The organism is Sulfitobacter sp. GN1-4 (assembly GCF_055693825.1).
In genome coordinates, this window is record NZ_JBVFUQ010000003.1 from 1,409,332 (window position 1) to 1,433,122 (window position 23,791).

28 protein-coding genes are annotated in these 23,791 nt (G+C 50.8%); 13 read left to right on the plus strand and 15 right to left on the minus strand.

What is annotated here, in order from left to right; genetic code table 11:
- Nucleotides 1-5: 5 nt before the first annotated feature.
- Both ACZ1HM_RS07410 and ACZ1HM_RS07415 read right to left on the minus strand, forming a co-directional pair.
- Entirely contained in the window at nucleotides 6-1,319 is a 1,314-nt protein-coding gene (locus tag ACZ1HM_RS07410; RefSeq protein ID WP_472742207.1) for a hypothetical protein, read from the minus strand.
- 131 nt (nucleotides 1,320-1,450) lie between these two features.
- Nucleotides 1,451-1,951 (minus strand): hypothetical protein, encoded by a 501-nt coding sequence (locus ACZ1HM_RS07415; protein ID WP_472742208.1) that lies wholly within the window; start codon nucleotides 1,949-1,951, stop codon nucleotides 1,451-1,453.
- A gap of 130 nt (nucleotides 1,952-2,081) precedes the next feature.
- Between ACZ1HM_RS07415 and ACZ1HM_RS07420 the strand changes: the two genes are divergently transcribed.
- Both ACZ1HM_RS07420 and ACZ1HM_RS07425 read left to right on the plus strand, forming a co-directional pair.
- Nucleotides 2,082-2,867, plus strand: coding sequence for a hypothetical protein (locus ACZ1HM_RS07420; RefSeq protein ID WP_472742209.1), 786 nt, complete (start codon nucleotides 2,082-2,084; stop codon nucleotides 2,865-2,867).
- A gap of 5 nt (nucleotides 2,868-2,872) precedes the next feature.
- Complete coding sequence (locus ACZ1HM_RS07425) at nucleotides 2,873-3,487, plus strand: hypothetical protein (RefSeq protein ID WP_472742210.1); 615 nt, start codon at nucleotides 2,873-2,875, stop codon at nucleotides 3,485-3,487.
- Nucleotides 3,488-3,498: 11 nt separating this feature from the next.
- Here the strand turns inward: ACZ1HM_RS07425 and ACZ1HM_RS07430 are convergent, their stop codons facing one another.
- The 4 genes from ACZ1HM_RS07430 to ACZ1HM_RS07445 all read right to left on the minus strand — a co-directional run bounded on the left by ACZ1HM_RS07430 (nucleotide 3,499) and on the right by ACZ1HM_RS07445 (nucleotide 5,139).
- A complete protein-coding gene (locus tag ACZ1HM_RS07430; RefSeq protein WP_472742211.1) occupies nucleotides 3,499-3,954 on the minus strand; it encodes a hypothetical protein in 456 nt (151 codons plus the stop codon).
- Nucleotides 3,955-4,117: 163 nt separating this feature from the next.
- Nucleotides 4,118-4,333 (minus strand): hypothetical protein, encoded by a 216-nt coding sequence (locus tag ACZ1HM_RS07435; RefSeq protein WP_472742212.1) that lies wholly within the window; start codon nucleotides 4,331-4,333, stop codon nucleotides 4,118-4,120.
- A gap of 24 nt (nucleotides 4,334-4,357) precedes the next feature.
- Nucleotides 4,358-4,519: a hypothetical protein gene (locus ACZ1HM_RS07440; protein WP_472742213.1), complete on the minus strand. Its 162-nt coding sequence runs from the start codon at nucleotides 4,517-4,519 to the stop codon at nucleotides 4,358-4,360.
- Between the two features lie 8 nt (nucleotides 4,520-4,527).
- Nucleotides 4,528-5,139: a tyrosine-type recombinase/integrase gene (locus tag ACZ1HM_RS07445; protein WP_472742214.1), complete on the minus strand. Its 612-nt coding sequence runs from the start codon at nucleotides 5,137-5,139 to the stop codon at nucleotides 4,528-4,530.
- 313 nt (nucleotides 5,140-5,452) lie between these two features.
- On the opposite strand from ACZ1HM_RS07445, the gene ACZ1HM_RS07450 reads away from it, so the two are divergent.
- Entirely contained in the window at nucleotides 5,453-5,719 is a 267-nt protein-coding gene (locus ACZ1HM_RS07450) for a hypothetical protein (RefSeq protein WP_472742215.1), read from the plus strand.
- 10 nt (nucleotides 5,720-5,729) lie between these two features.
- Here ACZ1HM_RS07450 and ACZ1HM_RS07455 read toward each other — a convergent pair whose 3' ends face one another.
- Complete coding sequence (locus ACZ1HM_RS07455; protein WP_472742216.1) at nucleotides 5,730-6,479, minus strand: hypothetical protein; 750 nt, start codon at nucleotides 6,477-6,479, stop codon at nucleotides 5,730-5,732.
- A 370-nt stretch (nucleotides 6,480-6,849) separates the two neighbouring features.
- Here ACZ1HM_RS07455 and ACZ1HM_RS07460 point away from each other — a divergent pair, with 370 nt between their 5' ends.
- Complete coding sequence (locus ACZ1HM_RS07460; RefSeq protein ID WP_472742217.1) at nucleotides 6,850-7,134, plus strand: hypothetical protein; 285 nt, start codon at nucleotides 6,850-6,852, stop codon at nucleotides 7,132-7,134.
- 423 nt (nucleotides 7,135-7,557) lie between these two features.
- Here the strand turns inward: ACZ1HM_RS07460 and ACZ1HM_RS07465 are convergent, their stop codons facing one another.
- Entirely contained in the window at nucleotides 7,558-9,423 is a 1,866-nt protein-coding gene (locus tag ACZ1HM_RS07465; RefSeq protein WP_472742218.1) for a hypothetical protein, read from the minus strand.
- 1,209 nt (nucleotides 9,424-10,632) lie between these two features.
- On the opposite strand from ACZ1HM_RS07465, the gene ACZ1HM_RS07470 reads away from it, so the two are divergent.
- Nucleotides 10,633-12,075 carry a hypothetical protein gene (locus tag ACZ1HM_RS07470; RefSeq protein ID WP_472742219.1) on the plus strand — a complete coding sequence of 481 codons (1,443 nt, stop codon included), beginning with the start codon at nucleotides 10,633-10,635 and terminating at the stop codon, nucleotides 12,073-12,075.
- Between the two features lie 153 nt (nucleotides 12,076-12,228).
- On the opposite strand, the gene ACZ1HM_RS07475 is transcribed toward ACZ1HM_RS07470, so the two are convergent.
- On the minus strand, nucleotides 12,229-12,888 hold the full coding sequence (locus tag ACZ1HM_RS07475) for an HNH endonuclease (RefSeq protein ID WP_472742220.1): 660 nt from the start codon (nucleotides 12,886-12,888) through the stop codon (nucleotides 12,229-12,231).
- A 544-nt stretch (nucleotides 12,889-13,432) separates the two neighbouring features.
- On the opposite strand from ACZ1HM_RS07475, the gene ACZ1HM_RS07480 reads away from it, so the two are divergent.
- The 8 genes from ACZ1HM_RS07480 to ACZ1HM_RS07515 all read left to right on the plus strand — a co-directional run bounded on the left by ACZ1HM_RS07480 (nucleotide 13,433) and on the right by ACZ1HM_RS07515 (nucleotide 19,467).
- Entirely contained in the window at nucleotides 13,433-14,314 is an 882-nt protein-coding gene (locus tag ACZ1HM_RS07480; protein ID WP_472742221.1) for a hypothetical protein, read from the plus strand.
- A gap of 314 nt (nucleotides 14,315-14,628) precedes the next feature.
- Nucleotides 14,629-16,104, plus strand: coding sequence for an AAA family ATPase (locus ACZ1HM_RS07485; RefSeq protein WP_472742222.1), 1,476 nt, complete (start codon nucleotides 14,629-14,631; stop codon nucleotides 16,102-16,104).
- Between the two features lie 80 nt (nucleotides 16,105-16,184).
- On the plus strand, nucleotides 16,185-16,592 hold the full coding sequence (locus ACZ1HM_RS07490) for a hypothetical protein (RefSeq protein ID WP_472742223.1): 408 nt from the start codon (nucleotides 16,185-16,187) through the stop codon (nucleotides 16,590-16,592).
- A 442-nt stretch (nucleotides 16,593-17,034) separates the two neighbouring features.
- On the plus strand, nucleotides 17,035-17,706 hold the full coding sequence (locus ACZ1HM_RS07495) for a DNA methyltransferase (protein ID WP_472742224.1): 672 nt from the start codon (nucleotides 17,035-17,037) through the stop codon (nucleotides 17,704-17,706).
- Nucleotides 17,703-18,326, plus strand: a complete 624-nt coding sequence (locus tag ACZ1HM_RS07500; protein ID WP_472742225.1) for a hypothetical protein — start codon at nucleotides 17,703-17,705, stop codon at nucleotides 18,324-18,326. The genes ACZ1HM_RS07495 and ACZ1HM_RS07500 overlap by 4 nt, the downstream gene beginning before the upstream one ends.
- Before the next feature lie 110 nt (nucleotides 18,327-18,436).
- Nucleotides 18,437-18,688, plus strand: a complete 252-nt coding sequence (locus tag ACZ1HM_RS07505; RefSeq protein ID WP_472742226.1) for a type II toxin-antitoxin system ParD family antitoxin — start codon at nucleotides 18,437-18,439, stop codon at nucleotides 18,686-18,688.
- A complete protein-coding gene (locus tag ACZ1HM_RS07510) occupies nucleotides 18,685-18,978 on the plus strand; it encodes a type II toxin-antitoxin system RelE/ParE family toxin (RefSeq protein ID WP_472742227.1) in 294 nt (97 codons plus the stop codon). Before ACZ1HM_RS07505 ends, ACZ1HM_RS07510 begins: the two co-directional genes overlap by 4 nt.
- Before the next feature lie 147 nt (nucleotides 18,979-19,125).
- Nucleotides 19,126-19,467, plus strand: coding sequence for an H-NS histone family protein (locus ACZ1HM_RS07515; protein ID WP_472742228.1), 342 nt, complete (start codon nucleotides 19,126-19,128; stop codon nucleotides 19,465-19,467).
- 33 nt (nucleotides 19,468-19,500) lie between these two features.
- Here ACZ1HM_RS07515 and ACZ1HM_RS07520 read toward each other — a convergent pair whose 3' ends face one another.
- From ACZ1HM_RS07520 to ACZ1HM_RS07545, 6 genes are all read right to left on the minus strand, one after another.
- Nucleotides 19,501-19,827 carry a hypothetical protein gene (locus tag ACZ1HM_RS07520; protein ID WP_472742229.1) on the minus strand — a complete coding sequence of 109 codons (327 nt, stop codon included), beginning with the start codon at nucleotides 19,825-19,827 and terminating at the stop codon, nucleotides 19,501-19,503.
- A 447-nt stretch (nucleotides 19,828-20,274) separates the two neighbouring features.
- Nucleotides 20,275-21,153 (minus strand): peptidoglycan-binding domain-containing protein, encoded by an 879-nt coding sequence (locus tag ACZ1HM_RS07525; RefSeq protein WP_472742230.1) that lies wholly within the window; start codon nucleotides 21,151-21,153, stop codon nucleotides 20,275-20,277.
- Between the two features lie 15 nt (nucleotides 21,154-21,168).
- Nucleotides 21,169-21,663 (minus strand): hypothetical protein, encoded by a 495-nt coding sequence (locus tag ACZ1HM_RS07530; RefSeq protein ID WP_472742231.1) that lies wholly within the window; start codon nucleotides 21,661-21,663, stop codon nucleotides 21,169-21,171.
- Nucleotides 21,664-21,788: 125 nt separating this feature from the next.
- Nucleotides 21,789-22,289, minus strand: a complete 501-nt coding sequence (locus ACZ1HM_RS07535) for a M15 family metallopeptidase (protein ID WP_472742232.1) — start codon at nucleotides 22,287-22,289, stop codon at nucleotides 21,789-21,791.
- On the minus strand, nucleotides 22,265-22,648 hold the full coding sequence (locus tag ACZ1HM_RS07540) for a peptidoglycan-binding domain-containing protein (RefSeq protein ID WP_472742233.1): 384 nt from the start codon (nucleotides 22,646-22,648) through the stop codon (nucleotides 22,265-22,267). Before ACZ1HM_RS07540 ends, ACZ1HM_RS07535 begins: the two co-directional genes overlap by 25 nt.
- A gap of 421 nt (nucleotides 22,649-23,069) precedes the next feature.
- Nucleotides 23,070-23,750, minus strand: coding sequence for a hypothetical protein (locus tag ACZ1HM_RS07545; RefSeq protein WP_472742234.1), 681 nt, complete (start codon nucleotides 23,748-23,750; stop codon nucleotides 23,070-23,072).
- Nucleotides 23,751-23,791: the final 41 nt, after the last annotated feature.

Below are 23,791 nucleotides of genomic sequence, written 5' to 3' on the forward strand. Positions count from 1 at the left end.
GGGGGTTAAGAGCTGAGAGCAGCGACCTGGGCGAGGACGGTCTGATAGGCCTCCGCCAAGTCTGCTCGGGCGGCATTCAGGCGAAGCTCAAACCCATCGAACGGGTCGACTTCAGGCGGCCTGGCATCGGGCAAGCGCGCGTCAAGATGCGCCATGTCGAGAAAGACGGGCTCTGAGGCCTTGAGCGCAGGCTCTGAGGTTCTCGGCGTACCTTCAGGACCATAGATGATCTCTGCGATTGCGGCTTGCTCAGCTGCTTCGGCCTTTAAGGTCGACTGGGTAGCAGCGATGTGGCCTTGCACCTGTGTTTTGGTCTGGCGGGCTTCATTCAGCAAATCTATGAGGTCGGCGCGGACATCAGCGACATCGTCGGCCATGGCCGTCAGCTTCGCTCCTGCGTTATCGTGAATCGAAGATAGCTCCGCCATAACGTCATCTTTGATCTCAGGCACGCTAGCGCGCGTGCGCTGGCTTGCTGCACACGCTTCACCGAGGCCAGGGTAGGGATCTGCAAAGGCTTTCAGTCCTTTGACCCATGCAAGGATCGCAAAAGCACCGCTGACGGCCCAGAGCATGAGGGACTCAAAGTTCGTGGCTGCAGCAAGCAACGTGTCCAGGTCAAAGCGCAGGTGTTCAAGGTCACCCGTGGCACGGACAAGCCCGGACACGCCCAAGAGAAAGAGGAGTGTGAGGGCTGTTAGAACTGCGCCGCAGCGTCCCATGACGCGCTTGAGGCGCATTTGAGTATCGGGGTGGCGTGCATGGATGCCGTAGTTCCAATACCGCCCAAAGACGTGGCCGCCGAGTGCCGCAGACAGCAGTGTATTTGCACCTGCAATGCTGAGCCCCAAACCGGCCGCCGCGCCAAAGCCCGGCACGAAGCCAGCTTTGAAAAAGAACACCGCTGTTACCATGCCTTCCAGAACCGTCATCGCCGATAGCACGGCCATGTTCATCAGGACGTCAGGCTGGTGCACCCCTTGCGTGACGTTGTGCTGCAACCGAAACGCCTTCTCGCTGGTCGCAGCGGTCTCAGCGGCGTGCTCCGCGGCTTGAATGTCGGCAACGCCGGCTGTCGCAACGGCCTGCATCTCAGAGCTTGCGCTTGCAGCCTCTGCAGCCGGATCTGGGCAAACCTCTTCGCCGCAGGAGGCGATGTCTTGAAGGAGACTCCGGTAGTCGGTGACCTTGACTTCAATGTCTCGCATGGCCCGTTGCAGAGCGCGCTCCGATGTCGCCGTTCTGCTGCTGCCAAGAAGCAGGTCGCTGAAGTTGGCCATAAAGGTCTTGCTGGAGGAGAGCGGGGTATCAAATGGCATAAGGTATCCTTTCCGCGCGGAGATCGCGCCGAGTTCAGGGTGCAGCGGCTAGCTGCCGTCATGGTCTGGAAGGTCAGACGAAACGCGGGCAAAAGTGCCGGCGGAAGTCCGACAAAAGGGCGGGGCTTGCCTTAGCGGGCCGCAGAGCGTGGGGTATTCAGGCGTTGTTTTGCCGCGAGCTTGAGACGCTCGACATAGATGTTCACGGCCAGCTCCATGGCCATGACGCGCCCAACACAGCCAGCGTGCAAGCGTTGGCTGTAGGTACCGGTGGCACGTTTTTCATACTCACTAAACCAGCGCGCAGGCTCTTGGCCGAAGATGTCATCAATGACCCAGCTCTCACGGTCGATCTCTTGTCGATCAGAGCCGATCAAGCCACCGGTGGTGCCGAGATAAACCTGATCCAAGGTCCACTCATAATCATCCATGCCGGTCTGATCGAGCCAGCGATAGACCATCGCCAGGCGCTCGTTAAAGAGCGGTTGCTTGAGCTTGTACTCGGGCGATGCCGATACGGTGGTTTTGCAGACGGGCAAAGACAAATAGCGCGTCTTCATCGTCTCTTTTGACCGGGCGTTCTCAGCTTCACCGCCCAATGCTGGGTGAATGTTATGCGTCAGTTCGTTCATATTTACAGCCTCCTACAAACGCGGGGTTCCGGGAGCGGAACTTGCGTATTAGGCTGAACAAAACTCGGGTGGTTCGATAGAGGTTGGAGGGTGACTGTCACCCTCTGTCAGGGTGACAGAGACAGTGAGTGTGAACGATTACAAAGACTTAATCAGGCGCGTCTACGAAGATCCGGATGGAAAACAGCAGGTTTTGTTTGGCGCATACCTAAACTACCTGCGTGAGCGCAGCCCAAGAAACACGGTTGTCGGTGCAGCAGAAGCCTGGGGCGTAGACACAAGAACCGTTCAGCGAGTGACCAAAGGCGAGATCAGAAAACCGAAAGCGGTCAACGATCTTCATAAGGTTCTGTATTACTTCTTGGAGGGCATCGACAAAGAAACAGAAGTCTTGGATTTTGAGGCTTGGGTCTCCGAACAGCAAAAGACAGCTCATAAAACATCAACCAATGACCAAGATCCGCAATCAGACAGCTTAGCCGACGAGCCTGAGGGCAAGACGGACCAACCAGATGAAGAGGCGGCACTAGCTGTTACCGAGGAGCAACTAGGGGGTTACAATAGCGGCGAGCAGCGCACTTCGGAGCGGTCCTCTTCAACACCTCAGGCCTTTAGTCAAAACCCAGAAACCGAAACAGCGAGCAGGGCACTTTCACGGTTAGCTGGTGCCGCGCTTTTGTCGCTCATCTTAGCAGGGCTCTGGTTGCGCGGAGACTTTAGAGCGGAAGATGAACCAGAGCAGGCCGAAGCGGAGCCGGTCGTTGTCGCTGAACCTGCCACCACGGCCAGCGTCCCCAAAGGCGGTGAACTGCAAGAGGACGGAACGCTTCTGTTCAAAAACCTCCGATTGCAGAACCGGTGCGGTGGCATCCACCAAAAGCGCTCTTTTCCGTATCAAAGGGCAGACTCTTTCTGAGAGACTTGCAAGTATCAACATCTCGCCCGGTGATAAGCGTCGACTATACCCGGTTCCGCGATTCACTGGCTCCCTTTGATCCAAGTGATAAAGTTGACGACCGCTCGCTATCACCTCAGGGACCGTTCCAGGTCAACGTTCTGCATCAGATGGGCGAAAACAAGCTCCTCGAGGAATATGACCTGACGGATCAACGTGACGCCGCGATACAAAGAGAGATCAATTCTTTCGATCAAAGTTTCTCGAACGACACGATCCACCGAAGTGTATCCTGCGTTCAGGACCTTTGCGCTGTCCAACGTAACCTGCTGTTCAGCGCGCTCTGTTCGTTCCCCGTCACCGGCGCGCGTTTGATCTCAGGTTTTGACGACTATGAGATCTCAAGGGACATCTGTGAGCCAAATGCTCCTTTGCCGCTTTGCGTCTCAGAAGAAGAATTGGGCTTTGAGGTCGGAAGAGGGATCAGGGTCGTGTTTGAGATCGAGCTTTTGGACGGGTCGACGCGGGAATTTGATGCATCGCCCCGAACCGAAGGCGTCATTCTATCGAACGGCGACTATGTATCACTGGACAACTTAGAAGATGGATATGGCGGGCGTATTACCCATCCCTGTGAGTAACGCTCGCGATGTCATGGCTCTAGGCTAGGATCAAACGCCGTTTTGAGGCCTGTCTTTGCCTGTCTTCCCAAGAAACTCTCTAGGGATGATCCGACATAGCCCAAATGATCGTCGGCAAGAATGAGCAACACATCGGCAGCCGTGGAGATCGCGTCTTTCGTTAAATCTAAAGCGCGACGCTCGCTTTCGACTGCTTCTGGAAGACCGTCCAGATCATTTTGCCGCCATATCACGACATCCCCTGTTGTGTTGATTTCGGCATAGATCCGGCTGTTTGATTGAGAAGATTTCTCAGTCAACTCGATGGCCGCGCCGGACGGACCCGCAGTATCAAGGTTTAGAGAAATTTCGGATCCACGCGCCGCCGCATCCGCCTGAAACGCATCCAAGACCTGAGCCACGTGTTCGCGCACGTCAGCAACATATTCCGCCCGATTTCTGATTTCCTCGAAGATGTCCCCAATCATCTATTCATTGTACCATTTCCGGCGTTTCAGCTGCAAATTTGGGGGCGCTGAAACGCCGAATGCCGCAGCAGGTAACGGCTTTGGAAAACCGTGCAAAAGAATTGCAAACCACCCTGGATGCAATGGGCGCATAGGCACATCGATCCCTTATGTACCAATAAGGCTAACCACCAAGAATGGCACCGAAGATCAGCAAGGCGACAATCCAGCTAAGGATTGCAGTCCCACTCATACCCTTTTTCTCAGTCTTGATAGGCTTATCAGGCGTCTCTGGTGGTACCGGTGATGGTGCATGCGTTTTCCCAATGTTCATCATGCCTTCGTGATGCTGGTTAGCCAACGAGCCGGGAGTATCTTTCTCTCTTTCATACCATCCCATGAGGTTTCCTCCTGTTTCTGGGGTTCAGTTTTGCGTGGATTTCTGGTGCACGATCAGGCTGGCGGCTTCCAACGCTGAATATTCATCGTTGCCGTGGTCCAAGACCGCCATGGCGTCGATGAGCGCATCTGTGATCTTATCGGCTTCCGCCTGCGATAGTGTGATGGTGTTTGCTGTATCTGTCATCGCTACCCTCACATCCGCCAAATTCGTTTGATGAGGTAGCGATCCTCCGCCCCAATTGCCTTGGCATAGATGGAGGTCGTGGCGAGGCTGGTGTGCCCCATCCAGTCCTGTAAGCGCAGCTCCGGGATACCATTCAGGATGCAGTGAACGCCAAAGCTGTGACGCAGTCCGCGTGGCGTGGCTCTGGGTCCAGATATTCCGGCCTTTGCCATGACCTGACAGACCAGCCGCCAGCCTTTCTGTCGCCCAAAGCTCCACAGCCGCGTACGGGACTTGGGGCAACCAACATTCGCCAGGCCTCGATCCCGATGCGCCCGCTCCAAATCGCGCATGAAACGCCGGGGCACATGAACCACGCGGAACTTGCGATCCTTGTTCTTGCCGTGCTGTTTAAGGGTTTTGAAGACGACAAAGGCCTCTTCGACATTGACCCGCATCACCGTGAGCTGCAGTGCCTCACTGATCCGGCACCCCGTCCAGAAGATTAGCTCGACAAAGGTTCGCTCAGATCGATCCGCAATGACCTTTCGCGCGCGATAGAACCGCTTGCGCTCCATGGCGTTGAGATATTTCCGCTCACCCTCATCGGTGAACAGCGACATCACTTCGGCTTCAAACACATTCCCAGCCATCAAATTCCTCCAAAATGGCGCTCATCAACGGGTACAGAATTGGTAATTCTGTATCACCATGACACACCTTCTGATTTCATTTGATTTTTCGGATCGTCCGTGGACGAACGTGGTCGTCTCTTGCCAAGAGCATGACAAAATTCTACAGTGATTTCAAGTAGAAGAACACTATTACCAATTTTGTAACAGGGCAAAACAGGCTCTGAAATACCATACGAAACGGTGCGTAACGGCAGTGATTCTATCGACTGGACTGGCTGTTTCAGGGGCTAACAGCGCGCAGGCGGAGCCGTCAAAGCAGATGGAACAGTTCTTGAGTTGGAACAAGGACGCTCAGCATGCGCATGTAGGCAACAGCATCATCATGATCGGAGTGGTGGCTGCGCAAACTGCGCCTAAGATCGCGACCTGCATTGACGGCTGGTATCTTGCTTCCGCCGAGACCCAAAAAGACAGGCAAACAGAAATCATCGCAAAAATGCACGAACTGGATGAATTCACTCCAGAGGCAATCATCCTTGCCGTTGTCGAAAAGGCCTGCGGAAAATTCAAACGGGCCGACAGCTAAGGACCTTAGTTTAGATCTCTGGTATTGCGACAGCCACGGTATTTGCGGCGACGATCTCCCGTGTGCTGTGACTGGCTTCGAAGCTTCTAAGGCTCGCGTCTGTTCGGTCTCTGATGCCTTGGACTTCGTCTTTGAGTTCATCGACGCGATTGCTACGCGGTTCTTCGCCCATCTCTTCTCGGATCTCGCCAAGGCGGTGCTGATCTGCGATGGCTTGATCTTGAATTAACCGCAACTGCTCAACTGCTTCCTGTTGCTCAAGGATCTCCTCGAGAGATGCTTCATGCCCCGTGAACGGGATTACGGCTGCCTCATCGGGTTCGATCTGAACCCCATCAAGTGTGTATACAAGATCGTCTTTGTCAGACTTGGCGACCTTGAGGCCGGTTTCCGTCTCGGGCAGGCGCTCAATCATTGCATCAAGCTGGGCTTCGTCTTGCGACAAACGCGCAGCGACAAGCTCTAACACTTGATCAACAGCCGTCTCGGCCTCTTGGATTCTGGTCATGGTGTCGGCAAACAGCGCATCATACGCGGCTTGGGTTAGGATGAGATCAACCAGATCATCGGATTTGGCGTTGTCTTTGCGTTTCGGATTGGTCGGGGCGTCCACATCCGCCTGAATCAAATGGTTACTGTTCCGCCCCGTATCCATCCCAGACAGCGCCGCGTTCCAGCCATCGAGCTCCGACTTCACTTTTTGAGCAGAGACCGAAACCCTATTAAATTGGGCGAAAATAGAAGAGCTATGTAGTGCCATCTGAAAATTTTACCATATGTTGATAGTTCATTGCAAAATTGGGACTTTCAACTCATTGACAAGTTCGAGAGAGTGTTGCTTTATTTTGAAAATACATCATATAAACCAGAGCTTACGAGCGCCGTGGCCAAGATTTTGCTATAATGAAGTGCGCACTGAGGGTTTGCCAGGCATTTTGGATTATTATAGAAACAGAAATGATCTAATCGAAGAACTGAGGCTTAATTGTTCCTGCTAAACTCAATTTCTGTTTCCGCCTCTGCTTAGCAATTGTTAATCCTTTGAGGCCATTCCGCTAACCCCCTATGATATAGATTATGATTTTGCCTGGTACCTCCAAGCATCGCTACAAGTAAATATGGAGCAGAGAATGAGTGACGAAATGGTGCCAACCCACAGACGGGAGAAGCGATTGGAAGCCATTGACAGCTTCACAAATAGGATAAGCTTGCCCCTTTCTAGTTTGGCCGGATTGGGAACACTAATTGAGTTTATTGCCAATGCTGGCGCGTTACCATGGTGTCAAATTAGGACTGGAGTTTCGAATTTTTATAGTTGGCATGAAGAAATACGAACCCTGGTCTCGTTTGGTGTGGTGACAGCAATGGGTCTGTTTATGGTGCTGGCGGCGAGCATCATTAAGAGATTTGTATAATATGAATGTTGATGAGACTTGCCTAAGATTTACCGTAAATCATGGAATGTGTCGTGAAGCAGAAGATATCGCTAGGCAGACGGGCTTCTATCAGCATTACTTGAGTGGGCAGGATTGGGAGCGAGATATATGCAAACATGTATTGCGAACTGATCGATCATTAATTTCAATACAAAAGGACTCGGAAGATGCACTGATACTATGGAAAGTTGCCATATCGAGCCATTTGTTGTCTCCCGAGGGCAGAGTTACCAAGCAAAGGTTGACTGGTGCAGAAGGCTACGACGAATTTAAGAAAAGAAATTCAATAGAAAATTCACTTGATTGTTGCTCATGGATACTAGTAATGGCGTTGTATGGTAAATGCGTTTATCCTGCAAAAGACCGCATAGGTGTTTTGGCGCTTAGGCCACATTCTGCAGTCTAAATTTCGATTCTTGGGGAATGAGGCGACTTTTCACCAAAAAGATTTTTGGTTAACGAAATCGCTCTTTCTATTGTATCATCCAATTTGTCGGAGTTCTTCAAATCGTTGTCATTAATCCAGTCGGTAACGTAAATAGCTACCGACAAGTAGTACGACTGGTGTAGTTCAGTTTCTACTTCGTCAATGCTGTCAGCTTGTATCATACTATCTTGAAACTTTACCAGAGATTCATATGCGACTGCTCGTTTGTCTTTTATGTCTGGTATGTTATCGTCATCAAGAAGTTTGCGAATTTTCTCTATAAAGTCTTCAAGTGCTGGTGCTTCAACAGCATTTTCTTGTGCAGCGTTTCCAAACATCTCGCGATATTTCAACATAGTACCATCGGGGGCATTCTTATCTCCTTCAGCTCGAGAAATGAGACTATCAAGAAAATCTAGCTGTGAGCGATTTTCCAAAAGATAATTTGAGATATCCCCAAGTTTTTTGTCCGCTACATTAATTCTCTCGCTTGAAACAAAGTTCGCTAGCAGTCTATCGAAGGCTCTATCGTTTTTTGAAGCGCTTCCAATTGGTTGCCTGTCGGATAGAATATCCAGAATAACTTCACTCGAACCACGGTTCATGCGCAGTGCATCTCGGTACAACTTGCCAACATCCAATACTGAGCGTTCAAATACGATGGCCTCTGTGCTTTGAGGCAGCGGGAATATATCTTCTAGGTCAGCGGTTCTGCCGCTGTTCTTGTAGAGATCGTGGTAATACTTCCTAAATTCACGCGGCCAAAACTTGAATAATCCTGAAACCGCGATGATTGGAGGATTGTAGTTCGATGATGTATCGTTAGAAGTCCGGCGTATCGAGCGAATGAGTGTTATCGCTGCTTTGTCTACGAATGCTCGCATGCGTCCTTGCTTTGAGGTGGTCCAAAGCTTCGTCGCAGTTAAGACAAGTGAAAACTCCATTGTGGATATTTCTGAAAGGTCGAGGGGGTCAATGCTTAAGCCTGCATCTCTATAGATTTTCCAGTGATGTATCTTATCGGAACTGGTGGAGATATCGCCCCAGCAAAAAAATTCTACATTATGGCTATCGAGTGCGCATAATTCCATTGCTAAAGCGATCTGGGCTCGGGAAACGCCCACGAGTAGGATTCTGTTGATGCGCCCCGGAGACAAGTACTTTGCTCCAATAACACCGGCTTTTTCTGCGACGCGAGATATGTTCCTGTACTTCGACCAATAGCTAGCAGTCAAGATTGCTCTTAAAGCCTGGGGCTCATTGAGGTAGTTCATTACATAGTGAGCCATCAAAAGGGTTGGAGCGGGACGTTTTGTCGCCACTCTGCATAGCTGAGAAATAACTCTTAGCTGTATTGGGTTAAGCTCTTCTGAAGATCCTATTATGTAATTTATGTGATTTTCGAAGCAAGATGCGGCACGCCCTGAACTGGGCTCAATTAGAAATTGGAACTCAAACCGGGTAAGAATCATATCAGCTTCTTTGGCGCTGATCTCTGAACCATCGTCTGGCAGGGTTTCAAAGGATGTTCGGGTTCCGTCAAGGAACCGCTTATATTTTAGAGAACCAACAGTGTTTGATCCAGTCACTAGTTGGGGAAACGCGTTATTCGGCTTAATAAACTCCGCAACTTTAGCAGTCAATGTGGACAAAGGTGTTCGCCAATAGGATTTTCTGTGGGCAGAGTGTTGTAGATTTTGACCGTCCCCCAGAATATCCTCTAACTGTTGACTACTTTGAACTGTGTATCTCGATAGAATATCTAGGATAGACGAATAGTCTTCGGGCATCACTTCCCGAACGACTTTTGTGCCAATTACTGACGAACTGTCTAAGGCCATAGCCCCCTCAAACTTTGGTAGTGGTTTCGTTTTGTTGTCCAGCAGAGCAGCTTTGTGCCGTCAGCTTAGTGCAATCGACAAGGTGTAGCCACGACTGGTAGCGCTAACGTTGTGAAAATTGACGACTGAGAGGTCGGAATTGCTACTTTCTGTGTTCGTAGCCACCTCGATTTCTGACTTTTGGGCGGTGATATAAATTTAGGATAGACCTCCGGGCGAACCGCGTATTGAAGCACTTGCGTGCTCTGACATCGGATGACCCAGCTTGCCTCTAGCTAGAGCTAAGGGGGCGAGCTGTGTGCTGTCGCACCTGCGCGTTTTGCAGTCATGTGATCCAGCTTGCCTATAGTTAAAAGCTAAGGGGGCGAGCTGTGTGCTGTCGCACCTGCGCGTTTTGCAGTCATGTGATCCAGCTTGCCTCTAGCTAAAAGCTAAGGGGGCGAGCTGTGTGCTGAAGCACCTGCGCGTTTTGATGTCGTGTTACCCAGCTTGCCTCTAGCTAAAGCTTAGGGGGCGAGCTGTGTGCTGAAGCACCTGCGCGTTTTGATGTCGTGTTACCCAGCTTGCCTCTAGCTAAAGCTTAGGGGGCAAGCTGTGTTTTGTAATACAAAACGCTTGCAAAGGGGGCGAAGCCCCCGTTTGATCCCCCATCTCTGGACTGGAGCCGACGGCTCAGAGCTGCCATCGATCAGATCGAATTCATGCTGCTATCGCCGTCCGCCGCCCAAATCCTCTCATTCTGTCGACTGTTCCCAATACAGAAATGTCGTCTGAACGAACTCTCTCAGAGGGCGGGCATGACGCACTTTCAAGTGCTTGGCAGGTGACCTATTGTGGGATGCATAGACGTTGGATCCGGTCGATAGCCGTGAAGTCATCTCTTATCTGCGGATGAGGACATCCCATACGAGACGTTCACCAGACAACACCTAAAGAGCGGCTGCGATCAAGCTGTAGACCTTCGCCGCGAGCGGGAACTCAAGTCGCAAGCCGAACCTGCATAAGAAGAGGTCGTGCAATTCGTAGCTAGCAGCAGATTGGACTTTATCGTACATGTAGTGCCCGAACAGTACGTGAGCACAACAGATGTCCGGAAACCCCTCTCGGAAACTTGGTCGAATAGGCGAAAAAGAGTTTAGCCGGTTGTGTAGCCAACAGGGCGCTAGCTGCAACAGGTCCGAAGAGGATGACCATGGGTGGGACAACATTGTGGAGGTCGAACCCAACGAAAGTTCGGCATTACCTGCCGATCTGCGCAAGGGCGTTACACGTGCTTTGGTCCAAGTAAAATCAACGAGAAGCAAGGGCCGAAAGGCAAAAGTCAGCCTTTCCAATGCCTTAAAGGCGATTAAGACTGATTTGCCGTGTTTTCTAGCGCTCATGGTATTTGATGAGAAAGAGTTGAAGGAAGTTCGACTAATTCATTTTTGGTCTGATGAAATTGAACGGGTGCTCAAGAAGGCGCGAGAGGCCTACCGTGACAAGCGTCTGGACCTAAACAAAATCCGCATGGAATTCTCTTTTGAAGGACGCCCTGACGTTCAGACCGATCTAGTTCAAGCGCTCTGCTCTCAAGTTGATTCTCACGGTGTGGAGTATGCTCAAAAAAAGAAGACTCTGCATGACGACCTAGGGTACAGCGAGACACGATTTATTGGTGAATTCACCTTTGATAGCTCAGTCACAGAAGAAGACATTGTAGCACTACAACTCGGATCACTATCAGAATTGCCTCTCGCACACTTTGATTTGAAAGATCAGCGTTTTGGCATTGCGGCATCAACCGTCGACCAACCTACGCAGGGATCAAGCATTTCAATGCAACCTAAGCCGTGGAAGGGCTGCGTACGCCTTACACATGGCCAAAGATCATTAGATCTCGATGCAAACTTTTATTCACCTTCATTGGTACCAGTAGAAAGCCAAGCCTTCAAAATTAGGGTGCAAACGGCGCTCTTTGATCTACAGCTTTCCCCAAATGATGGTGGAACGGTGACGGCCAATATGTGCATAGCCCCTGGCTCCCTTTGGGATCACTACGCTTTGGCTGAGATGGCTAATTGGAACGCGGCAGGTGAAATCTCCTGCGCAGTTATTTGCGATCAAGGGAGGCTTTTTAGCGGCAGCATTAGTCCGAAAATTGAACCCGAGGTTTGGACGAGAGTCGTTGGTGCCGGAGGTAGGATCGCAGAGCAAATTGCTGGTCGCAGCTACCTCATGGGTGTAACAGCAAACGAAGAAACAGCATGGCGTCATCTCAGGCGTTTGGCCAGTCTCTCGGGTTTTTTTGACCAAGACAAAAAGAACCTCTGTTTCCAAACTGATCGGATTCTTGAGGACTTCTCGATTGATTACGTTAGTGCGTATCTGGCGTTTGAGCTGGGCGAGCACTCTCACAGCGCCACGTTGTTGTTTCCGGTTAAAGAGCAAAGACAGGAGGGCAAGAATTGGGACATCGAGTTTGGTCCACCAGATGTAATAAACTGCAGAAAGTTCAGGATCGACTTGGAGAAAATGAAGGTCGAGGCCAAAAAAGAGCTGGATGATCGGATTAAGCAGTCAAAGGAAGTCCACGTTTCCGTCTCTTCTGGCGATCTGTATGACTGGCTCGCTCATCCAGAAGGCAGCTCAGTCCTGCTTAGTTCAATCTAAAGCAGCCGATAGCGGACGCTCAGCATCGGGGCAAATGCTGCGTTGCCGCACCCTCAAATCGGACCTAGTGGGCGATGGCGAACAAAATGATACAGCCGGAATTGCCTACTGGCAGTCTATGTAAAGACCACTTCTAGGTATCCAGGCGAACTATTAGTTGAACTTCGGCGGCGTTTTGAAGCGCTCATGTAGTTTATTTTTGTCCTCGATTAGTTCAGCAAGTTTCGCATTCCAATGAGGGTCTAAGCCTCCATGGCAGGTATGGCATAACGTCACCAGATTGCTCTCAACTGTCGCCCCTGAATTTTCCCAAGGGCGCAAATGATGCACATGCAGTTCAACGTTCACATTGTTGTTTGGACTCTGCCCACACACACGGCACCTATAGCTGTCTCTTTCCAGTATCCTCATGCGCGCCTTTTTTGACGGCGCACGCCTCAACGCTGCCTGTAAATTTTCCTCAGGGACGCTGCTGAACATTCCATATCCGCTGCTTGTCATGGGTCTTGGTTCCAAGTGTTCAGGAATGCAGGCTTCAGCAAGTTGCAGCTGGATTGCGGCTGCACCGCCTCGTTCCCAAAACAGACAGAGTTCTCCAACGTTTGTCAGAAAAGGAAGCGGCACCCCCTCAGATCTTTGGTAGGAGTTGTTCAGGCGTTGGTAAGACAGGATTGAAGGCTGACGGAGTTCGATGCGACCTTCTTTGTCTGCGTACTCTACAAAAATTGTATGGAACGTGATCATATTGCCCTGTCGCTCGTCATAGTATATGCGAGCGAAATAACACTGAACATCGGCCTCAATTTCTTTCAAAGAAAAGCTCCCCAATCTACACATTGTAGTCGCCAAGCTCCTGAGCCACTTTTTCAAAGTCAGAAGCTATTATTGCCAGAGTGAAGCAACAATGCACTATTGATGCAAGCGAAGCCACGCCCTCAGTTAAGGCCGGTCCGGAGCTGACCTGCGCCACCTTCTCGACATGCTGGGGATGCAGCCCGCATTCTGGCTGTTCGCTACTCTTGCCGACCCGAGCCGTTGGCGAACGGGTAGCCAGCGCACAGAACCAACCTTGGTCCATCGCGTTACATTGGTGGCTTGCGTTTCTATCGGACCTTCACCACGGATAAATCAATGAACGTTGTGGACTTGCCGCACGAACTCAGGAATCCACTTTTTAGTTGTGTCGAAGCGCTAATTTGTATCCGATGGAAAGCAACAATCGTAGAGGCTCTGATAAGATGATTTCAAATGAGATATTGGACAGATTGGTCCCCCGAGAACTTCCAAAGCGCGAGATTCCTTTTGGCGGAGGTTCAGAACGTAGAGAACAATCCGAACCTTCACGTAGAATTGGGATATGGGCAGACCTTTTGAGGCGAAGACTACGATCGCAAATGGATGGCAAAAAAAGAGGCGGCCTTTTTCAGAAATTGGCAAGGTCTTCGAGCTTTATTGCCACGGGGTCTTTAGAGCACCCAAAGGCAAGCCGTCGAGGGACTTCCCGTGGTTTTCTTCTTACGAAGGATTTCAATTTGGCGTCATGCTTATGCGAGGTGAGATGCACCCGAGGACGAAGGGCCCCTTTGTCGACAGCATTGAAATGGGTTTTGGTGGCTATCGTGTCCCTGTCATGCAAACCGTCGCTGAATTACAAAGGCACTCAAATGCTCCGAACGGATATGTCGCGGCTACCTACCTTACCGAGGGAGAGAGTCGAGGTTTGACAGCGGGCCACGTGGTTAATGGCTTTGATAGTGGGGACCCCGTTCCAGTTTGGTGCTCTGTCTGCGCTAAAGAGGCGGAATTAACGAAGATGTCTCCCGGACTACTAGATACCGCCGTGGTATCGTTTCCTTGTGGCGGTCCGCAACGACTTGGAAACGGCGATGCAAGAAGGGCAAAGGAAGGTGAGCACGTCGAAGCTCATTTTGGGTTGTCGGGAAAGGAGCAGGCAACCGTTATGAGTAGTCTGCAGACCTTTTCCCAATTGCGAAGCGCAGCTATGCCGGAACACTTTCTTATCGACGAGCATGGTCAGCTTGGCGACAGTGGGTCTCTTGTATGTTCTCAGCATCCAGCTGACGATGAACGCGATCTATTGGGAGTTTATCTGGGAAAGAGCCGGTGCGAAGATGAACACAACAACGCATATGAGTACGGATTTGCACTTAGTATCCGGCAGGCGGCGGAACTCTCAGGAATAGACCCAGACGACTTGAAAGGCGAGTTTCATGACTGATTTTCAGATAGTCATTTTTTCCCTAACGGCGAAAAAGGCGACAGCAAAGATCGATTTTCAATCGAAAAACATGGAGGCGGAGAAAAGGCCGTAGCCAAGATCGATGAGTTAGCCGAAATTTGGCACACTGTCGTCGAAAAGCTCACCGCTATTGCTTCTGCCACAAAAGCCACTGTTGAGAGCTCACCTTACGATTTAGATACGATAGAGTTTAATATCGGCATAGAGGCAGGTCTAGACGTTGGTCTCGTAACGAAAGGCAATGCGTCGGTATCGGTTGCATTCAAAAAAAGGGATGAATTGGAGAGCTTGAAGTGAAGCTGAAGGAGTTCAGAGTCCGCGAGTTTCGGAGTATCTGGGACACTGGCCCAATTAAGGTCGACGACCAGACCACGTGCTTTGTTGGGAAAAACGAGGCGGGAAAAACCACCCTCCTGACTGCCCTATATCGTACCAACCCAATCCGCAAAGGCGACGCAGAATTTGATGAAACCTACGACTACCCAAAGCGCGAGGTTGAGGACTATCGATTCGCCGTAGAGAGCGAGGAACGCGACGAAGCAATCGTGGTAGAATGCCAATATGAACTAGACGACGACGATCAACGCGCAGTCGAAAAAGTGCTTGGTCCAAAGGTTCTAAAAAGCAACACATTTACGCGAAAGACGTACTATGGGAAAGCAAACAGCAGGTTTTCGCTGAACTGCGACGACGGCGTCGCCCGCAAAAATCTGGCCGGTAGTCCCGCACTATCGGATGAACTCAAAGCTTCGTTGGGTCAGGCGGTCGACTGGCCATCCTTTGGATCCGTGCTTGATCAGGCAGAAGCAACTGAGGCAGTTGCCGAACTCAAAAAGAAAGTGGTGAAAATCCAAGAGAACGGTCTCGATTATTTCGTTTTCAATTCACTACTTTGGCCGCGCGCTCCGAAATTCCTTTACTTTGATGAGTATTATCAGATGGAGGGGCAAGCTAATCTGGATTCACTTATCAGCCGTGAAGACAACGACCAACTATTGGATTCAGACTATCCGTTGATCGGCCTGATCAATCTTGCTCGGCTTGATCATCGTAATCTCGTTGCTGCCAACAACACGGTTGAGCTCAAGAACAAGTTGCAAGGTGCGGGAAATCACCTGACCAAACGCATCGCGAGCTATTGGTCGCAGAACCGGCATATCCAGATGCGCTTCGATGTCCGTGACGCCAAGGCCGCTGATCCCGAAGGGATGCAGCAAGGGGTCAACGTTTGGGGTGAGGTCTACGATTCTGTCCACTGGGCAACTACACCCTTGAGCAACCGTTCGCGCGGCTTCGTATGGTTCTTCTCTTTCTTGGCGTGGTACGAGGATGTGAAGCGCCAGAAACAAAATGTCATCTTACTGCTCGATGAGCCAGGCCTGTCTCTGCACGGCCGCGCGCAAGCTGACCTTTTGAGATACTTTGACGCAGAACTATCAAACCACCAATTGCTCTATACTACGCACTCACCGTTCATGATTGAACCGGCCAAATTTGAGCGTGTCCGCATCGTGCAGGACCTTGGCATCGATGCGACTGAGGCACTGCCAAAGGAGGAGGACGGCACCAAGGTGTTGGCCAACGTGTTCGATGCGACGGACGATAGCCTTTTCCCGTTACAAGGTGCCTTGGGCTACGAAATCCAACAAACCCTTTTCATTGGCCCAAATTCCCTGATCGTCGAGGGTGTGGCGGACATGCTCTATCTGCGCGCCGTATCAGCGGAGCTTGAGCGTGAGGGGGAGTCGGGCTTTCCGAGGACTGGGTAGTCACCCCAGTCGGCGGTAGCGGCAAGGTTCCTACATTCGTAGCGCTTCTTGGTTCGCAGAAAGGCCTAAATGTCGCGACGTTGCTAGATATTCAGAGCAGCGACAAACAAATGATCGAAGACCTCTACAAAAAGAAACTGCTTAGCAAGAAGCACGTCTCGACTTACGCCGACTTCACCGGCACCAGTGAAGCCGATGTTGAGGACATGTTTGATCGCGCCTTCTACATTGAGCTCGTAAACGGCGAGTTCAGCACCCAACTCAAGTCGAAGATTTCAACGGCTAAACTCAACGCCAAAGAACCGAGGACACTTAGGGCCATTGAAGCGTGGTTGGACGAGAATCCAATGAAATCAGGTGCGTTCGGCCATTATCGTCCTGCACGTTACTTCACAGAGCAGATCACTAAGCTCTGGCCGAAGGTGTCGGAAGATACAAAGAAGCGTTTCGAAGCGGCGTTCAAACACTTGAACGGGTTGTTGAAGTAGGCACCCTTGGAAAGGGAGCACACGCCGTCGAAATCGCCGAATGCTGAATTGCTGTCATTAGCCGCTGGTCTGATAGCCAGCATCCGCTATTGCCCTCAAAATATGGTTTGTTTCAACCTCAGCGACTGACGGCTTCCCGCGTTCGCCGAAAGAGATGTTTCCAGAGCTACTCTCACCTCGTGGGAAGGTAGGCACCGTGCGACTAGGTAGCAGAGCTGGTGCAAACCTCATTTTTCCATGTCGCCTCCACACTTCGCGCGTCTCTCTCTCGTTCGGCTTAGGGCTGCCGCCCTCAGCGCGTTTCAGCAAAAATAGACGGTCTCCCGAGGCTCGGACGTGCCGTCCTGTGCCCGCCGTCGATTTTTCCTTCCACTTGCACACCCGCTTCTCGGCGAAGGCCAAGGGTTGCATGCGCAACCCCTGTGTTCAGAAAGGAAGTTAGATGTTTAGAAACCAGATCATTGAAGGAGATGCAGCCCACGTTTTGGAAGAGGTGAAGGAGGGCTCAATTGACCTTGTTGTGACCGATCCACCCTATCTCGTGAACTATCGGGATAGAACAGGGCGAAGCCTCAGAAACGATCGCAACGCAAGCGGCGTCATGCCTGTGTTCGAGCCGATGGCACGCGCCATGAAGCGGGATAGCTACTCCATCTGCTTTGCGGGATGGTCAGCCTTGCCGCAATTTACAGCCGCGTGGCAGGCCGCAGGGCTGCGGATCGTAAGCCATATCGTTTGGGAAAAGCGCTACGCCTCCCGGAAAGGCTATACTGAGTATCGCCACGAAAGTGCCTATGTGCTTGCCAAAGGTAACCCGTCTAAACCCACACACCCGCTGCCAAGCGTTATGGATTGGGCTTATTCCGGCAACAGGCGGCACCCCACCGAAAAGTCCGTTGAAGTGATTGACCCCTTGATCCGGTGCTTTTCAAGGCCGGGCGACTTGGTCTGTGATCCGTTCAGCGGTTCCGGCAGTACCTCCGTCGCCGCAGCCCTGAACAACCGGGATTACCTCGGGATAGAGATTGATCCTCAGTATGTCGCAGTCGCGCGTTCAAGGCTTGCTGGTGTTGCCCGGTTTCAAGCGCAAAGGCAGGGGAGGGTAGCAGCATGAGCAAGCACCCTGATCAACTTGGCTTTGACGCCCTCCTCGGTGAGGCTGCAAAGAGCAATGAAACTCGCCAGTTTGAACGCGAGACTGCGCATTTGCCCGATAACTGGGCGGATGCACTCCCGTATCACCGCGTGCAAATCGTTGAGCATCATGCCGCCATGTTGGCGAATGACTTCGATGCCGCCCTTGCCTTCAGGAAGGAAGCACAAATGCTTGCAGCCAAGCTCAATGGTGGCAAATGGGGTATTCTTGCAGGAGAGGATGCGCCGGGGTGCCAATTAGGCGCGCAAGCACGCGCACCAGAGGGTGCAATCCCCTTATGGGGGCAGAGCGGTTCATTTGAGCTGCTAGACGCAGGGCTAAGGGCAACCGTAGAGATGAACGGCATGTTTAGCATTGGCGCAACCTCCATGTCGTATCTTGGCTTTTCTGTGCGGGCGATTGACACCGACAAGCCATTCCTGAGCTCCACAGGCTATCGGAGCTTTCTCGGGGCATCCGTGCCCCCAGAGCCCGGCATGATTGTAGAGCGCTTTGTACACCGCGTGATCGAAGCGCATATCAAGAACCACCTCCCAAACGGGCTTTTGCCAATAGATCCAAAGTGGGCGCAGACGTGAGCTTGCGAGAAAATTCGCGGGCAGCCCTCACGGGCTGCCCGCGCTTCATTTGCAAAATGATGATGTAGTAAGGTAGGATAAAGTAGGACAGGCAAAACTGGAGGTGTCCGATGAGCATGATCAAAAAGAGCATTACCGTCACTGATCAGCAGGATGCGTTCATTCAAGCGCAAATTGCCTCAGGCCATTATGCATCCGATAGCGAAGTGATCCGGGAGGCCTTGCGCGAAAAGGAACTGCGCATGGCTGAAATCGATGCTCTGCGCGCCAAGCTCATCGCCTCCGAGGAAAGCGGTATCAGTGACCGAAGCCCTCAAGATATTCGCGCCGCCGCAAAGGAGCGCCTGAACACCGCTTCATGAACCGTTATACGTTCCGCATTACTAACATCGCGGGGCAAGACCTCGATGATCTCTATACCGAAGGCTTTTCGACTTGGGGCGAGGCGCAAGCGGATCGCTACTTTGATGGGATGCTCGGTAAGTTCGAGCGGATCTGTGAAAACCCGTTGATGTATCCCGCCGTTGATGACATCCGCCAAGGGTATCGCCGCGCCGTCTATAAGAAGCACTCGATCTATTATGTCATTGATGGCGATTTCGTTGAGGTCAGGGCAGTCGTGAAATATCAGGACATCATATCACGCGGCTAACGTTCCATTAGACCGTGAATATTTGCCGCTCCAGCTTCTCCCCGCTAAATTGAACTTGGAAATACAAGTGCAACCCATATAGCGTTGGATTTGATTTAGCCGCTTTTTCTGATTAGATGACACGTCTCAAACAAATCAGGAAGCAAAATGAGCATCGATCTGAAATCAATGACACGCAAAGAGTTGGAGAAGCTCAAGGTCAGTGTCGAGCGTGAATTGGCACGCACCATTGAGCGCGATAAGAAAGCGGCAATCGCGGCTGCCCAGAAAGCGGCCCGCGAACATGGCTTCGACTTAGGCGACATCACCAAAGCTGAGAAGCCAGCAAAGAAGGCAAAGCCAGCTAAAGCCAAGAAGACGGTTGTCGCCAAACCGAAGTACCGGCACCCGGAGAACCCGGAAGTGACATGGACCGGCAAAGGCCGCCAGCCGAACTGGATCAAAGAAGCGGAAGCCGCCGGGAAGTCCCGCGACGACTTCCTGATCTAATAATTGCCTACCGAGTGGTGTTTGGTCGTTTGGCTAGGTCAGCGTAACGGTTTCGTCATTATTGAGACGAATGGTGCGGCCATCACCACTCACCGCATGATGTGCCTCTACATCATACCAGCCAACTAAAGCCAGAACTCTGATTTCACTATCGGCACGAGGTTCGACAAGGAGATAGGGCGTATCGGTGCCAGGTTTCTGATAACGGCATCGATAAAGTGGGTCGCCTGTTTCAGAGCGCTGCATGAGATCGTAGTCCACCAAAAACGGAACAGCGTTGGCTTGCCACTGATTTACGCCGTGGGGCGTCACTATTCTCATTGGCTCTTCGTTGAATGTTGCCCAATCCAGTTGGTTCATTGCAGTTCTCCGGTCTTCTTAGAGCCGTCAATACCGGTAATAGTATAGAGCCACAATGCATGACCTATGGAGCAGAGGTGAGATAGCCGCAGAACTGTGAACTGGATGCTCTGGAATTCTGTGGAGTATTTGCGAATGGACCGAATTCTAGACTTGGTGGAGACGAGTGACTGCATACTTGTTTAGGTTATTGGTGACGCTGTGCGGAATGATCTGCTCCCTTAGTCTGTCTTTGACAATCCGTTTATGAGTGCCTTCGCAGCAACGGAAACGCCCGCCTGTCTAGGCCCACGGGCCGTTGCTAGGTTTCACAAATCACGTGCAGCTCGGTGTTCGTTTGGCTTGTGGTGCTTCCAATCAGGCGGTCATGCCACGTTTGACCGCAAAGCCCACTAACGTGCGATCTGCTTTGAGGTAACAAAGCGCACCGAAACCTAGCTAGCGATCCTAGTGATGATAGAACTTTGAAGCCTTACCCTTGGCAGCTTGGACATGCATCCAATCATAGTTTTCGGAACGTCCCAGAGAGTACCATCCCTCGTTTTCAAAGGCTTCCCAAAATTTTTGACAGTCGGAATGCGCTAAGGTGGGTGGAGGGGTGTCATGGGTCGTACGACGCAGCTGATTCTTAGATCCATAGAAATCAATTGCAATGCCATAAGCATGTGTCGACATCCTAGACCCTCCTGTGATTTGTCTACAAACGTGATCTCCTGAAAATCGGTTGAGGCCGAGGCTTTTGATCTCCGCTAGTGAGTAATTTGATTCAATCGAAGTTAGAACGCGTTCCAGGGAGGTCTCAACCAATTTGTGGACTTTAAAGAAAGTCCGAGACTGGCTCATGTCCCAGTCAAGAGGCATCTTCCAAGGACTCTTTACTTTGACTAACTGAGACTCAATTGCCGAACAATCCCCTAGCCTTGGCTCCCCATAGAAGGCGTCAAGGTCGGCAGTCTTGTCTGAAGGCCAAGCGTTTGGATTTACGTCAATTGGCTCATCGTCCCAGACGTTAAAGATCGTCAGGCCATCAATTGATCTGACATATAGAGTTGCCGCATTTCGAGTGTTGGTTCCGAGCCAGCCATCAATCACTCCAGGATCGAAACCAGCATCCTGCGACAGAATCTGGAGCGTGACGACGAATTTACGCTTCTTGGGCCATGTGTCCCCATAGTCCTGAGGGAGCCTGTTCGTATTGGCTAATATGAAGGCTTCGACTGCTGTCATAGAGGCCGAACCTAGTTCTCCATCGATTATCCCGGAATAAAGACCGAGATTTCTTAGACCGTGTTGGATTGCTTGCGATTCTGATTTTCTCAAATCCATCTTTCTTTTCCTATTTTAGTCTGCGTACTGAGTTATCGATGTGGAAAAACACTTGTATTTTTCAATATATTCTGGATCTAATGTCCCGTCATGGCTTCGATATCCAAATGTGAGGTGTGATACAGGGTCAAGAGTTTCGGTGGTCGTGAAGCGGCCAACCATATTTCGATAAGTCAACTGTAACTGTACCACGTGTATTTTGTCGGATTTAAGAACCGTGACTTCATCTCTCTTCTGAGCCTCCAAGAAAATCTCATATGGGGTGCCGCCCCATTGCGGCGAAAAGAGGTAGAACTCTGTTGCTCCGTCTTCAGACGTCAACCATGCCGAAATAACCCCGCTTCCATCCGCCGAGCTTCGTGACGGTCTGAGTTCCATCCCGCTGGGACGGATAGCGGTAAACCAAGCTCCACTTAGATGAGTCCCCTCGCAGGCATGTACTGTAGAGGCGATGGTTTGGCCGGCAAAAGAAATCAAAAGTGTTACTGCAAGGAGCTTGAGCTTCGGCATGCAACAATCCTTCGTTTGGGTGGTTCGCAGCTTTTCTCCACAATAAGTTGGAAACTTAAGTTCCAGAATATGCCATCAATTCTGGACCTGTTTCGGCTCTTGGAGCACATCGGTATGTATATTTTTTAGATTCCTGAGAGTTCAAAGTGCATCCCATCCTTCGAGGTGTTGTAGTGTCCACCCCAATAAAAATCGAACCGGTTTGCTACCTCGGCTAGTTCTCTCACAGAGCCTTTTTGGCCGCAAATGGCAGGGTTCATTTTCCAACCATTCCAGTAAGTGTTGATATCAATCGCGGACCCAAAAGAGTGGTTGCTCAGTTTACCAGTGTTGATACTCTGCCTCTTTCCATGGCCTTTCTTTGGGTGGGGCGCTTTCCCGCGAATATAGCGAGGCACGAAGCATCCGGCGTAGTTTATAACTAGGTGCAATAGATCTTCCTTTTCCCATTCGTCCAAGAGGATCTTCAGCTTTGGGACTACAGCTCGATGGCACTTGAAGTACCCATTATAGCCGGATGCGTACTTAAGGCGATCGTCGTAGAAGTTGATTATGAAATGATCTTCCCAATCATCAATCTTTCCGTCACAAGAACCCTTAATTATGATTGCTTCTTCGTCATGCACGGGAGGTCGTGGTTTTTGCAAAAATTCGAAGCATGTAAACGCACTATTTCGCCAAGAGTTCTTCGGAGTAGAGATGTTTGTTGGCTTCCCGGCCAACTAGAGGATGATCTTTTCTGGTAGTAGTCTCTGGGCAAAATTGTGTACCCCTGAGTGCTAGCCACATTCAAGGTTGATGCGTCTACTCTCCCATGGGCTGTTAACCCGTTTTGCATCTGAAAGATCTTAGTGCCTATCTCGGAGTTTTTTCCAAAAATTCCATCGAGTGCGCCGACTTGTGAAATGCCATTTCTTAGTAGAAAATACTGCCATCTTTGCACTTCAGCGGGCATGTTGTTGCCGCTCCGGGATAGTTTGAACATTGTATCAAAGGCCCTCTTTCTCGTTACACAGTTGAGGTGTCTTAAGGCGACAAGACTTGAATTGGCTTTAAGAGTTAAATTTTAGGACACAGGATCTAAAAGGTGGTCAATTACATACACCACCATAAGTGGAGATGCGATTCGTTCAAGCCTTATAAGGGGATTTGATTGGCGTACCATGCACCGATAGTGCGTAGCGGGGAGAACTCGAGCGTTTGCCCTCGCTAAAGGAAGGCTTCTCTAATTGCATTCGGGTCTAGCATCTGGCTATGAGCACAGACAGACTGAGAATGGACTTCTACCTATTTAGATAAATGATCCACACGTTTGACATCATGATCCCAAAACTTACTCCGACCTACTCATAGGCTTTCTAAAAGCCCTCAACTGTTATGTAGGTCGGAGTAGACTTAATTCGATATTACCTGGGCAATGGGAGGAAACTGACGACCAGCCCTTTGCCCTCGAAGTTTGATGACAGTTCAGATTTTATCGCCGCCTCTACCTTTGGCTTGAAGATCTTCAAGGCCGCTGAAATTTCGGTACTTGCCGACAAATCGGACTTTGTTTCAAACTTTAGATTACCGGAAGTAACGCCCAAAATCTGATAAGCTGCCCATTCCTGCTTCGAAATGTTCTTTCGCCAACCGCTACACTTCGTTCTATTCGCCTGATTGTTGAACACGTTTTCAGCATCAACGAGCGAAATGGATGATGCATAGGCATTTGTAAGCTTGTAGGTGAAGTACTTTTCGACGCCGCCATCCAGCCCGGCTTCCAATAGTTGTGTTTCAATACCATCTAAATCGCCTGAGAGGTTGAGCCGCTTCAGTAGGTCAATATCCGCAACTTTCTTTGGTGTCTCAAGAGTCACATCCGCATTGTCTAGATCCAGGATACAGAGTTTCTCCAGGTTGGCGGGTACCGACAGATCGCTCGTTTGCGCTTCGCGTACGTAATAAAGTGATCCGACCTCAATCCCTTCTCTTGGTGGCTTTAGGAAACGCCCACCGATATCTTCCGGTGCAGGAGTAAACGAACATCCGCTCAACGCCAAGGCACCACATAATGACAAAGCTCTAATCACTTCTTTCCCCTTCATATCTGTTTATCCAGAATGAACGCCCGATAGTTTAAGTCAAC